The sequence below is a fragment of the Alteromonas sp. ABH2_165 genome (assembly GCF_056159945.1).
The window spans coordinates 291,810-305,672 of record NZ_JBSWWF010000006.1; the positions used below are offsets into that span (position 1 = coordinate 291,810).

Sequence of the window (13,863 nt, forward strand, 5' to 3'; positions counted from 1 at the left end):
TAAGCTTATCGCAAATGAAACCGTCTGCCGCAGGGAAGCGGCAGCCGAGGCCCCATGGATGGGTTTACGCCGTGTTTCATTTGCGATAAGCGTCCCGGCAAGGAAGCGCTGCCCTGCCTCAAGTCACGCAAAACTGTTAACTCACCGGCAAAGTCGGTAAACTGCACAGCAATTTTTAAACTGTGCCTGTATTTTTTCCGCGGGCATCGTCAAGTAAAAGTAAGATACAGAGACCTAAGATGGGCAGAGCATTTGAAGTAAGAAAGAACGCCATGGCCAAAACGGCTGGCGCTAAAACCAAGGTTTATTCTAAATACGGTAAAGAAATTTACGTGTGCGCGAAGAACGGTGGTCCGGATCCGGATACCAACCTGTCGCTGAAGCGTCTGATGGAAAAAGCCAAGAAAGATCAGGTTCCAAGCCACGTAATCGAAAAAGCCATCGACAAAGCCGCTGGCGGTGCCGGTGAAGATTTCGTACCAGCACGTTACGAAGGTTTCGGCCCGGGTAACTGTATGGTTATTGTTGACTGTTTGACCGACAATAATAACCGTACCATTACCGACGTACGTAATTGCTTTACTAAAACTAACGCGAAAATTGGTGGTCCGGGTGCTGTAGCGCACATGTTCGATCATCAGGCCATTTTCCAGTTTGCCGGTGACGACGAAGACACCGTGCTGGAAGCATTAATGGAAGCCGATGTAGACGTAACCGAAGTGGAATGTGAAGACGGAAAAGTTACTGTTTACGCGCCGCACACCGAATTCTACAGCGTAAAAACCGCACTCACTGAAGCTTTCCCAGACATTTCTTTGGATGCAGAAGAAATCAGCTTCATTCCACAAACCGAAGTGGAAATCAGTGAAGAAGACATGCCTATGTTTGAAAAATTCATGGACATGCTGAACGATTGTGACGACGTGCAAGACGTTTACCACAACGCGATTACGCCAAACTAAGCGTTATTCTCCTGTGCAGACTTGCTGAATTGTCGGCAAGTCTGTCTTTTCCCGCTGTTTTTTGTTCTCTTGCGTGGTGTTTTTCTTTACCATGCTACTTTCTCTTACCATTTCTTAAGGTTTTCAGGTGCCCTGGAGCAGTCTTGCCTGTTTGCTGGCGTTCGTCAGTGTTTTCGGGCTGTATCTACAATGGAAGACCCGCCGCAAAAGTCCGCTAAAGAATTTACTTTTCTGGACCGCTTTTGTGGTGAGCGTGTATTGCTGGGTGTTACTTGCCGGCGCTGAATTTGGCATAGTGTATGGTTTTGCCGTGGGAGGGCTGCTGGCGATAACCGTGGCTGTGGCTACCGCCGACTACAACAACATTCGCGCAGATAAACCAAAGCTGCCTAAAAACCTTTCCGTGGGCAGGCATGTCTGGCTCAGAAACCTCGCTTATGCGCTACTCGCCGTGCCGCTTGCTGGCTACGCCGCAACAGTATCCACTACCTGGGTGAGTGCGTTATTCCTCCGGAATCCTACCAACCACATCGTTTTTTTGTACCTTGCGGTGCCAGTCGTGTGGGGCGCACTAGCCTTTGTCGCCTGTAGCTATCGCAATATCTTTCGTGGGGCAGCGTTGCTTGGCCTGTTCGCTGTTATTCCTACCGTAGGGCTGATCTGGTTATGAGTTTATTGCCATCTAAAACCACCTCGCAAAAAGCCCTGCTGAGTCATAGTTGGCTAGGATTAGCCGCCGGTGCGCTGATGTATCTCATCTGCTTATCCGGTGCTTTAGTGGTGCTTAACCCGTTTATTGAACGCTGGGAGCAACCCGCGGTAGAAGAATACAGCAGCATCGACATTGAAAAGCTGCAACACGCCTATGAAAGCGCGCTGTCGAACGAGCAAGCCCCTGCAAATCATTTATTTATTATGCTGCCCACAGAGCAGAGTCCGCGGGCTAAAATTTCGTCGGGCAATGGCAGCTTTTATGTCAATCAGGATGGCAGCTTGGGGGAACAGGTTTCTCATGGCTTCATGGACATCATTACCCATCTTCACGTGTATCTGCACTTGCCTTATAACTGGGGCATGATTGTAGTGAGTGTGTTTGGTGTGGCGTTGTGCGCTCTTGTCATATCCGGCTTCTTTGCACACCGTCGGCTAATAAAAGATGCGTTTTCATTTCGTGTAAATGGCAGTAAAAGCAAACAGCAAACCGATATCCACAATCGTTTAAGCGTGTGGCTTTCTCCTTTTCACCTTATGTTTGGCGTTACCGGCGCGTATTTTGGCTTGGCTGGATTACTCGCAACCTTTTATGCAGCCGTTTACTTTAATGGCGATGAAGGCGTTGTTAAAGATGCCGTTTACGCTGCCGAACCTAAACTGGCCCAGCCAATAGCGCCTGCGAATCTAACCGTAGCCATAGCAGAGCTTGCAAAGGTGGCGCCAAGTGCAAAGCCTTTTTATATCGCACTGGAAAAATTCGGCACACCCAGCCAGTACATGCTGATTGGCGCAACACTGCCAGAGCGATTGATTTACGCTGAACAATACCGCTTCGACAACCAAGGCAATTACTTAAGCAATGTGGGTTTCAGCGACGGTGAACCAGGGCGTCAGGCGGTGTTCTCGGTGTTCCGGTTGCACTTTGGGCATTTCGGGCCGCTTATAGTCCAGCTTTTCTATGTCTTTTTAGGTATCGCACTGTGTGTTATTTCGGTAACTGGCGTGAATATGTGGTTGGCGAAACGCAGTGGCAGTGATTACATCAACCATTTATGGACAGGCGTTGTGTGGGGAACACCATTGGTGATCATCACCTGCGCACTTATCGACCTTATCACTGGGTTCTCATCAATCTGGTTATTCTGGGGCGGGCTTGCGTTTACCTCATTTATCAGCTGGCGCTTTAAAGATCACCCGCGCAGCAAATGGCTATTTCTAGTATTAAGCTTTATTCTGGCCCTCGCGCTGGTGGTAACGCACGCCGCGCTGTTCGGTGCCAACGCCTGGCGGGGAGGCGCGCTTATCGTAAATACAGGCTGGGTTTTCTCCGCCGTGTGCTTCGCCGTCCTGGCCTTACTGGTAATAAAAGCCAGTCATCGCCTTTAATTGTCGCATCCGTTAACGTTCGCTGCTAGAATGCGCGCCGGAGCTGGCCTGGCAATCGCTGCTTTCGCAAGAAAGGGGAGGAAAGTCCGGGCTCCAAAGGGCAGGGTGCCAGATAACGTCTGGGCGGCGCGAGCCGACGACCAGTGCAGCAGAGAGTAAACCGCCTAAGCGCTTTAAGCGCCGGTAAGGGTGAAAGGGTGCGGTAAGAGCGCACCGCGCAACTGGTAACAGTTTGTGGCACGGTAAACTCCACCCGGAGCAAGACCAAATAGGCCTTCTATACGTGCGGCCCGCACGGAAGGCGGGTAGGTTGCTTGAGCCTGTGAGTAATTGCAGGCCTAGAGGAATGATTGCCCACGACAGAACCCGGCTTATGGCCAGCTCCCACTATTTTATTCTGTTTGCAGAATCTCCACTTTCTTATCTCTTTGATTTCCCGAAATAACTCTTCCTGCTAATAATAAAGTATTAGTTAAGATAATAAATCTTTGTAGAGAACTAATACAATTCAGGGTTTAATACGTACACAAATCGGTTAAAAAAATTGCACGTTATGCCCTGCATACAATATGCTGGTGTACCGGCAACACTCACAACAAGTATTTACCCATAAGGAGATCTAATGGGACACGCTAAGTTAAGTATTCTTGCGACCGCAGTGGTAATAGGATTAACCGGCTGTGGTGGCGGCTCCAGTTCATCGGTTGAAGGTAACGTTCCTCCTGCGAACACGGCGCCGGTAGCAAATGCAGGTTCAGCTCAGACGGTAGCGCTGGGTGAAGAAGTTACCGTTTCCGGTTCTGCCAGTTCAGATGCCGACGGCGACGCGCTTACCTACGCATGGGAAATTACCTCTGCGCCAACTAACAGTTCAGCGGCATTGAGCAGCGCTACAACTGAATCTGTTACCTTTACCCCGGATGTTGTGGGTGATTACACCCTTGAACTCGTGGTAAACGATGGAACAACATCAAGTACTGCAACGGAAGTAGTGATTACTGCTGAGTTTGTTAACACTGCGCCAACGGCTGAAGCCGGCGTTGATCAAGAAGCACAGCTTTCTGAAATGGTAACACTTGATGGTTCTGGCAGTGACGACGTAGACGGTGACGAAATCACTTATTCATGGTCGCTAACTACGACGCCAGACGGTAGCTCTGCAGCACTGATTGATGCTGATTCAGTGATGCCAACGTTCACACCAGACGTAGCCGGCGAATACGTGGTTACGTTGGTGGTTAACGATGGCACTGACGACAGTGAAGCGGATACCGTAACCATCACGGGTGTAGTCGGTAATACCGCGCCAGTTGCAGACGCAGGTACCGACCAAAGCGTGCTAATTGGCGACACTGTTCAGTTAGTCAATAACAGTACTGATGCCGACGATGACACCCTTACCAGTCAGTGGACACTTACTGTACCTTCAGGCAGTACTGCCGTACTGAGTGACGAGACCGCAGCAGCACCTACCTTTGTTGCAGATGTTGAAGGCGAATACACCGCTTCGCTGGTAGTGAATGATGGCACCGTAGACAGCGCTGCTGATACGGTAAGCATCGACGCTATCACGCCAGAGCTGCTGTTCTTCCGTAAGAGTGGTTCTACAGATAATTACTTCCCACTGGCGCTAACCAGTACTGTGGGTGGTAATATTGAAGTGGTGATCAGCGAAGACCCAACACCTGAGTCGTATGCTATTCGTACCTATAGACTGCAAGCCATTGGCGAAGACTACACCATTGTAGATGTCACTGCGTACGACCAACAAGACGTTGTTGTACCGTTCTTCGATGGCCTTGAAGACGGTCAAGTAATTGAAGCGGGTACAGAAGTCACGTTCTCTTTAAGCTCACCGTTAACGAACGGCGAAGTGACGACACCTACTTACACGTTCACGGTTGAAGAAACTGGCGAAACCTTTACAGCATCGTTCTCGTTCAGAACTACGGTAGAGTAATCGTCTAGCGCTCTTAATAAAGGGCGCTTAGCTGTGTGAATATATTAAAATTGAAAGCGTGCTTTTCTAAGCACGCTTTTTTTTATGTTAAAAAACGGTGCTTAGTCAGATGAACTGTTAAGCGTGGGGATCTCGCTGAACAAAAAGCCGTATCATCAGTGAAAACGCTTAAATTAGACGTGTTTAGTGAAACCTGAGTTTCTGATATTAATAACAAACCCAAGCGATAACACAGTAATAAACAACACCGGTAAAAAGAAAATACCTGTGTTGGTATCGAAAGAGGACTGAATTAAAAACGTTAAAATCGCTACTCGTATCCCTATTAATAAGCCATCTGCTTCATTATTCCTGTTTCGAAAAGTCGCCAGCAATAACAATCCCACAGGCAAAGCGAGCAATGTGAAGCCGATGATGCCCGTACTCGCTAGCGTTTCCAGGTAATCGTTGTGCGCCCGCTTCGACATCTTAGAAATACCTAGCTCCATTGGCTTGTACACGTGCTGGATAAAAGGATAGGTGCCAGGGCCTGAACCGGTTAATGGATGATCGCTAATCACTCCCATCGCTGTCTGCCGTAAATAAGTGCGACCGTTATCCTCGAGCTGCTGGTTGGCAAATCGGTCGTAAACGGATGATTGAGAGAAAGCAAAACCAATAACCACAAAGAGAGCTAAAACAGAAACAAGCAATTTAGCGGTAAGAAAACGCTTAACGTATGCCCGGTTTCTGTAAATAAATAACAGAAATGTAATTCCCGCCCCGCCTACTAACGAAACTATGGCACCACGACTACTCGTATTAATGAGCGTTACCGCTAAAAGCAGTAACTGTATGGTTAGGAGCGTTGAGTATTTGCGATTACCTCTACTGACAATATTTTGCGTTAACAAACCCGCAGCCAACGCCATGCAAAGGGCGAGATACATAGCGTACTGATTCTTATAGCTAAAAGTACCGCGAATACCGTCTTTCCAAGCTAAATCCCATGGCTGAATGCTGCCGACAACTTCGTATGCGCCATCACTCGCAAAATTGATAAGAGAATAAATAGCCGTGATAGTGCAGCCTGCGACAATGGCATTAGCAATAAAATAAAGCGTACGTCGAGATCTCACCAGTAACCAAATAGTCCAGAAGAGAACCGGAATTGTGAGGAATTTAAACCATTCAATCAGCGAGGCTTGGCGATAAACCGATAAGTAATAGTCTGATGCCTTACCGAGGTTATACCAATACAGCGTTTTCGGTGAAATGAACTCCAGAACAGAAGCAGGCAGCTTTAACAGGTAGAGCGCGCACCACGCTAGCCAAACCAGAAAAGCGAGGGAAGTCCGCTTAACCAGTCGGTCATTCCCCATTTTTACTGTTGCGATACTCACAGCAAAAAGCAACAAAGTACACCCAGCAAACAGCAACTGCTCCCACGCTAAATCAAGGCCATGTAGCCAGGGAAGCACAATAAAAAAAACGGAGAAACAACATATTAATGGCGTGTGCAGGCGATTAAGCGTCATTCGGTTATATCCACATTTTGTAGCAGCGACTTCATTGCCTCAGATGTTTTTCGGTTCGGCGATAACGACATAAAAGGAGCGACATTGCCAGAAGACGCCATTGCATCTAGTAGCACCTGTCGGGTTGGTGCCTGCCGTAAACCACTTTGGAGCATGGGCAAGCTCATCGACTGAATATCCTCTGGAAGCACGTTCCAGTGATGAATTATGTAAGGGCCAACATAGCGTTGCGTTTCTTCTTCGTGAAGCCCTAGTGGGAGTCGCGCTCTTATCGTATTGAAAGTGGATGAAGGGGGAACCCCATTCACTTCAGCTCTGAGCACTTCGAGAGGTAAGGCCAAGTAACCCGTTGGTTGTATGTGATAGATTTTTGTCAATGCACCAAAATCTTGCTCTGCACCATTTTGGTTATTATTCGACGCACCATTGGATAATGCATTTAGGTTGTTTTTTAACCTAATTATGGTTTTATCAAGTTCCTTTTTATTCGTAGCAAGTGAGTCGTCCGTAGAAACTATGTTCGCATCATCAGAAACGCTTAAAAGGTGATTCGGGAGCGGTGCTAGCTCACTTTTATTAGGCTCTATATCGAAATCGATGCCATAAATTTTTAGTGACGACTGCACACAAAACAAGCCAAAGCATACAGCCAATATAGAAATAAGTATCTGAAAAACCTTATTTACTTCGATTCTCATTTGCCCGCCATTGTCAGTATTTCTGTAACAGTGTTGTGAGATGGTATGTCATCGCATCATCATGCATAAAAGTTAATGCTCAAAACCGAAAGCGAAACGTGTATCCTCTTTTTGTCACGATAATTTACATGTTAATTTTGATTATGATCTAGTCGAAAATAAATTTGGTTCGATGCAATACTTACTAAGTTATTGTTTTTTATTGCTAATAGATAGTGTAGTTACAGAAGCTAAGTTTATGCGTTATGAGTGTGCATGCATTCCAAGCAAATAATGTAATAAGTAATTTTTAATGCTGTGATCTTAATGTAAATGGTCTGACCATGAAGTGTAAAAGTGTCAATTTTCTTTACAAAAAGACAAATGAAGCAAGAATATGCTTCTAGTAAAAATTAATGATGTATATTGTCGATTAAGCAGATTCTTATGGTAAAGTTGCGGAAAAGGTTCACTTGTCAGTGAATTTTTTTAGGTTTCTGTAAGAAAGTTACAACGGAATGTACAAGAGTAATCGGCAATTTAAAGTTGGTATTGAAATTGCGTTAGTGCCTTTGAGATGAAGCGGTGCACTAACAAGACTTCAAAAGTAACCCACTTTCAATTATCAATCACTCACTATTCAAGGATGGTAAGTCATGGGAAACGGTTTCGTTAGAAACAATATCAATCAATTCGCTGTTGTATACCGTTTTGTTGATTTCTTAATTATTCAGTTAACGCTGCTTGCCGCTTGTAGTGTTTTCGGTATCGCCATCGATGTGCATTATCACCTACTCGGTTTAATTGGCAGTACTACCTATCTTCTTTCTGCCGAACTATTCTGGATCTATCGTTCTTGGCGTGCGGGTACTTCAAAAGAGTTGCTCTTTTATACCGTAGTCAGTTGGGTGGTCAGTGCGGTGATCGTCCTAATCTATCTCTTCCTAACTAAAACCTCAGAAGACTACTCCCGCATCGCTGTTGTTGGCTGGTTGTTTGTTGCACCAGTATTCCTTTGTGCATGGCGAATGGCAATGCGCGCGTTTCTATATCAGGTTCGTGCTAAAGGCTATAACAGTCGCTCGGTTGCAATTATCGGCATGAATGAAAATGCAGTGGCACTTGCGAACGAGTTAAAACGAAATCCACAAACAGGTTTTATGCTACGTGGTGTATATGATGATAGAGAAATCGATCGGTTAGCGATTCCTGACGGTATGACTGTCGAAGGTAATATTAATGATGCTATTAAAGCCGTACAGAACGGTGAATTTGATCAAGTGTTTATTACCCTGCCCATGACGGCGAATAAACGCATTGAACAAGTATTACACCGATTAGGCGACACAAACGCAGAAGTTCACTTCGTTCCAAATTTCTTTATGTACAACATGGTTCACTCTCGTTTGTGTAACATAGGGAGCCTTCAAACAATAAGTGTGTTCGACACGCCTATGCGTGGCGCTACAACAGCAATAAAACGCGCAGAAGACATTTTTCTCGCAACCTGCATTCTGGCAGTTATTGCAATTCCAATGTTAATTATTGCCGCAGCCGTGAAGTTCACGTCCAAAGGGCCAGTTATTTTCAAGCAAAACCGTTACGGTGTTGATGGTAAGAAAATCAAAGTCTGGAAGTTCCGTTCAATGTCCGTGACTGAAGATGGAGAAAAAGTTACCCAGGCTACTAAGGGGGATACACGAATAACAAAGGTCGGGGCCTTCCTTCGACGTACATCTCTCGACGAACTTCCTCAATTTATTAATGTATTACAAGGCACAATGTCAGTTGTTGGTCCGCGGCCACATGCCGTCGCACATAATGAGATGTACCGAAAAACAGTTAAATACTACATGCTTCGCCACAGAATTAAACCTGGCATCACAGGCTGGGCACAGGTCAATGGCTGGCGTGGTGAAACCGATACGGTAGAGAAGATGCAAATGAGAGTGCAATACGACCTTGAATATATACGAAATTGGTCTCTGTGGTTAGATTTTAAAATTGTTATTTTTACTTTTGCTAAAGGTTTTGTTGGCAAAAATGTTTACTAAGTGATTAAAAAGGGAAGCGAAGTGGATTTTTTTTGGAACCTGCCTGATTCAAACCAAATAGCGTTAATTGAAAAAAGAAATGAATATACATATTCTGATTTAAAAGAGCTCGTAAAGAAGCAGAAAAAAAATATAGAAAAATTAATCGGCTCAAGTAAAAAACTAATAGCAGTAGAATTAAGTCTTACTGTTGACAGTATATGCACATATCTTGCAGCTCTTTCAACAAATCATGCTGTACTCATATCCGAACCTGGAACAATGGAGAAGGGTAACAAAGTATATGATTACTGGAATCCAGATTTAGTAATAAAATATGAAAATGAAAGTGGTACAGCTAATTTAATTTCAAATAGTTCTACAACGAAAAAAGATATTGATCAAAATGTAAAACTATTGATGTCTACGTCTGGATCAACGGGTGATCCTAAACTAGTCATGCTTTCGAGCGAAAATATACAAAGCAATGCTAAATCAATTGCAGCATATCTATCAGTAACTGAAGAAGACAAAGCAATTTCTTCATTACCACTCTTCTATTCATATGGGTTATCAGTTTTACATAGTTATTTGCAGGCGAATGCAAGTTTCGTATTAACTTCAAGCTCGATAGCGGATGATTCTTATTGGGATATCGTTGATAAAGAAAAAATTACTAGCATGGCTCTAGTACCTCATCAGTTTGAAATTTTAAAAAATTTAAATATTGATTTTTCTTTGTACGAAAATTTACGCTATGTCACACAAGCAGGTGGAAAACTAAGCGAAGACAAAATTCAATATTTTAATACTCTATTCAAGAAAAATAATATTGAACTGTTTGTAATGTATGGCCAGACAGAAGCATCTCCCCGTATATCCTATATCCCACCAAATGACCTTGAAAACAATGAAGATTCAATTGGGATTCCAATACCTGGTGGTGAGCTAAGTTTAATTGATGATGATGGAAAAATCATAATTGAGGAAAATGTTTCTGGGGAACTTGTTTATAAAGGTCCCAATGTGATGTTAAATTATGCTCAAAACTTTGAAGATTTGAAAAATTTTGAAAAGACATCATTACTCAAAACTGGTGACATAGCTATAAGAAAAAATAACGGTTTCTATAAAATAGTTGGTAGATCAAAAAGATTTGTCAAAATTTATGGGAAAAGAATAAATCTAGATCAAGTCGAAAATTATTTAAAAAACGAGGGTTTCAAGTGTAACGTAACTTCAACTGGAGAATTAATTGCTATTGTTAGATACGAAGATTCATCTAACGAAAGTGAGATAGTTGCAGAAAAATTTGGAATACTTACTGACAGAATATTAGAAATAAAAATTGATAAGACACCACTACTTCCAAGTGGGAAAATAGATTATAAAAGATTAAAAGAGATAGCTGACGAGAATGCTAGAACAGTAGCAGAAGAGAATTCGAATAAATTAATAAATTTGAATTTTATAGAATTTATTAAAAAAGTAACTAAGAAAAATAACATTGATTTGACTAAATCCTTTCGAAGAAACGGCGGTGATTCTTTAGCGTATCTTGAAATTCAACTTTACTTAGAAAAGAATTTGGAAACTGTTCCTGAAAAATGGGATGAAGTGCCCTTAGTTTCTCTACAACAGCAAATCGCAAATGATAAAATAGAAACAAGTCAAAAAAAATCAAATAAATCACCATTGAGTTTGAGTGTCATTTTAAGGGTACTAGCTATAACAATGATAGTCGCACAACATGCGACCTCATATCCTTTGTACGGTGGCACATGGATTTTACTCATACTAATGGGGGCTTCTTTCGTCAGTTACCAGCGTGTACTTTTCGAAGAAGGTAATGCATCTCAAATATTAAAATCAAATCTCATACCAATTATACCTATGTATTTTGGTATGGTGATAATTTACAACGCACTTAGAGATGAAGTTCCATGGCAGTTTTATTTACTGATTGGTAACTATAGATTGCCCGAAGGCGGGTGGCTATTAGGTCCCCTCTGGTACGTAAGTCTTTTCTTTCAAATTGTATTATTTGTTGCACTACTATCAAAGATAAATATTGCAAGATATTTTATAAAAAATAATGTTTGGAACAGTTTGATTGTAACAGCAGTATTTTTCCTGATTTTAAATATTATTCTTAGAATGACAATTTACTCAAATGAAGAAATTCCATATTACACAAGTCGAGGATTTATTGAGTGTTTTCAGTTCTTTATATTAGGAGCATTAATAAAAGAAGCTAACAATTTTAAGAAAATATTTTTATCGATAATAGTAAGTTTAGCAATCCTCACTACTGTAACTACCTATCCAGGAGTAAAAGGCACATTCGAAATCTCAATGTCTTACAAGATACTTATATCCGTATTACTTTTATCTTTTATACAATATATATATGTTCCAAAGACTATTTCACTGTGGGCAGTAAAATTGAGTTCAGTAACATTATACGTTTATCTGACACATCAAATAATTGTGACGTTTTTTGCATATTCCGGAATTATAGTACTACCTGAATACCTTGCTATGATTATGAGTATAATATTTTCTTTTGCATTTGCACTTGTAGTAAAGTGGATCTACGACAACATGTTCATAAGCAAAGTTGTACCAATTTTTCAAAAAAAAGCAGTAATGAAGTAAGTAAAAATGGAATATAGAACTGATATTAATGGTATAAGAGCTTGGGCTATTTTATTGGTTCTTCTATTTCATTTTAAGGTACCTGGGCTGACAGGCGGGTTTGTTGGAGTAGATTTATTTTTTGTTATTTCTGGTTATCTTATGACTGCTATCTTAAATACCAGAAATTATACCATATACACGATAACCAGATTTTATCTGAACAGGATAAAACGAGTCTATCCAGCCCTTTTAACTATGGTTAGTGTCATCTGTTTAATTGGCTGGTTTACGTTACCAAATGTATATTTAAATAATTTAATAGATGAAATACTAGCAGCCCTAAAATTTACTTCTAATTTTAAATATTGGCAGGAATCAGGATATTTTTCCGATTCATCGGAAGAGAAATGGTTGCTACATTCGTGGACTTTATCTTTAGAGGCGCAATTTTATCTCCTATATCCTTTGTTTTTTTTATTAACACATAAATATAAAGAAAAGAGCAAAGCTACTTTATTAGTTTTGATAGCGTTATTTTCTTTTGCTTTAGCAATATATCTTTCTATAAATAAACCAACTACATCTTTTTTCTTGCTACCATCGAGAACTTGGGAATTTTTGATGGGTGGGATTGCATATTATTTAAGAAAGAAAGTAGAACTAAATAACTCGCTAATATCAAGATTATGTATTTTAACAATAGTTATTTTTTCTATATTCATCGACACAGAAACATTGTGGCCAGGATATCTGACACTAGGTTTATTATTGCCTCTATTATTAATTTTAGTTCAGAAAGAGAATACTTCAGTATTATTGCAAACATTTTTTATCCAATGGACCGGCACTCGATCGTACTCTATTTACCTATGGCATTGGCCAATAATTGTATACATGAATACAATAGGTATAAGTCAAAGTTTTTTGTCTATATTACTAGGGATTTCATTCTCCATTCTGCTAGGCCACATATCTTATGAGTTAGTCGAAAATAAGTTAACAAAATTCATTTCTAAAAATAAAAAAAGATTAATATCATCACTTGTTATTGTATTTATTAGTCTAGTTATTACTTTAAACATGATAAAGAAAAATGAGTTGAACAATGACCGGGTGAGATATGAGTTAAATTTAGCGGCTAATGAAAAAAATAACTATAACGAAACTCGTTTTACTTGCTTGAAAAAAAATGCAAGTTCGAATAGACCTAAATTGTGCTTAGACAAGACCGATATTAATAATCTAGATTTTTTACTAATTGGCGATAGCCATGCTGACGCAATATTTTCAGCATTTACGCAAGCAGCAAATGAGAATCATTTGAAAGTGGATATGATTGCTCGTTCTTCATGTCCTACTGTCCCTAATTTTGTTACTACTGAATATGAAGCAACTAGAGGTTGCGAGAAATATAACGACCGACTTTTTAATTTACTTAAGTCACTCCCGCCGTCTGTAAATTTGATATTTGTCAATAGAATTAACCGGGCTCTTTATAATGAGAATGAGGGACCTCTAGAGTATGTTGGTAAGCCTAGAATAAGATTTTTAAGATACAACGAAGAGAGCATTGTTAATGCCTATGAGGCGAATACCAAAGAACTTCTGTGCGACGTCCTTGGCGATAAACACATAACACTATTTCAACCAATTCCCGAGATGGGGGTATCTGTGCCAAAAGAAATGGTAAAAAGGTTTATGACAGAAGATACGGTATCTGAATTCTCGATAACATTGGATGATTACTACCAAAGAAGTGTTGAAGTTAGAAGAGCTAATACTAAAATAGCGAATTCTTGTGGGATAACCATAGCTGATCCGATTACATCGTTTTGTGATGAGAAAAATTGCTATGGAACAGATAACTTAAGGCCACTGTATTTTGATGATGACCATCTTAGTGAATTTGGTAACAAAAAACTCAAGCCCTTGTTTATCAACATTTTTAATAGCAAAGTAGATCATTAAGGTATA

The 13,863-nt window shown here is 41.2% G+C and carries 9 protein-coding genes and 1 other RNA gene; 8 read left to right on the top strand and 2 right to left on the bottom strand.

Translation table 11 applies throughout. From position 1 onward, the window contains the following. The first annotated feature begins 239 nt into the window (after positions 1–239). The 5 genes from ACXAFQ_RS13725 to ACXAFQ_RS13745 all read left to right on the top strand — a co-directional run bounded on the left by ACXAFQ_RS13725 (position 240) and on the right by ACXAFQ_RS13745 (position 5,022). Entirely contained in the window at positions 240–962 is a 723-nt protein-coding gene (locus ACXAFQ_RS13725; protein ID WP_474823349.1) for a YebC/PmpR family DNA-binding transcriptional regulator, read from the top strand. Positions 963–1,089: 127 nt separating this feature from the next. Then, on the top strand, positions 1,090–1,632 hold the full coding sequence (locus ACXAFQ_RS13730; RefSeq protein WP_474823353.1) for a hypothetical protein: 543 nt from the start codon (positions 1,090–1,092) through the stop codon (positions 1,630–1,632). Then, positions 1,629–3,062: a PepSY-associated TM helix domain-containing protein gene (locus tag ACXAFQ_RS13735; RefSeq protein WP_474823357.1), complete on the top strand. Its 1,434-nt coding sequence runs from the start codon at positions 1,629–1,631 to the stop codon at positions 3,060–3,062. Before ACXAFQ_RS13730 ends, ACXAFQ_RS13735 begins: the two co-directional genes overlap by 4 nt. 39 nt (positions 3,063–3,101) lie before the next feature. Further along, positions 3,102–3,451: RNase P RNA component class A (gene rnpB, locus ACXAFQ_RS13740), an RNA gene on the top strand. Between the two features lie 233 nt (positions 3,452–3,684). After that, on the top strand, positions 3,685–5,022 hold the full coding sequence (locus ACXAFQ_RS13745; RefSeq protein WP_474823361.1) for a PKD domain-containing protein: 1,338 nt from the start codon (positions 3,685–3,687) through the stop codon (positions 5,020–5,022). 173 nt (positions 5,023–5,195) lie between these two features. Here the strand turns inward: ACXAFQ_RS13745 and ACXAFQ_RS13750 are convergent, their stop codons facing one another. Beyond that, a complete protein-coding gene (locus ACXAFQ_RS13750; RefSeq protein ID WP_474823364.1) occupies positions 5,196–6,539 on the bottom strand; it encodes an O-antigen ligase family protein in 1,344 nt (447 codons plus the stop codon). Continuing rightward, the gene (locus ACXAFQ_RS13755; protein WP_474823369.1) at positions 6,536–7,237 is read right to left on the bottom strand and encodes a hypothetical protein; all 702 of its coding nucleotides are present in this window, start codon (positions 7,235–7,237) and stop codon (positions 6,536–6,538) included. Before ACXAFQ_RS13755 ends, ACXAFQ_RS13750 begins: the two co-directional genes overlap by 4 nt. Positions 7,238–7,872: 635 nt before the next feature. On the opposite strand from ACXAFQ_RS13755, the gene ACXAFQ_RS13760 reads away from it, so the two are divergent. From ACXAFQ_RS13760 to ACXAFQ_RS13770, 3 genes are read left to right on the top strand one after another with little or no spacing between them, the layout of a single operon-like run. Continuing rightward, positions 7,873–9,270, top strand: coding sequence for an undecaprenyl-phosphate glucose phosphotransferase (locus ACXAFQ_RS13760; RefSeq protein ID WP_474823373.1), 1,398 nt, complete (start codon positions 7,873–7,875; stop codon positions 9,268–9,270). Continuing rightward, positions 9,271–11,907, top strand: a complete 2,637-nt coding sequence (locus ACXAFQ_RS13765) for an AMP-binding protein (protein WP_474823377.1) — start codon at positions 9,271–9,273, stop codon at positions 11,905–11,907. Between the two features lie 6 nt (positions 11,908–11,913). Then, on the top strand, positions 11,914–13,857 hold the full coding sequence (locus tag ACXAFQ_RS13770; RefSeq protein WP_474823382.1) for an acyltransferase family protein: 1,944 nt from the start codon (positions 11,914–11,916) through the stop codon (positions 13,855–13,857). The last annotated feature ends 6 nt before the right edge of the window (positions 13,858–13,863 follow it).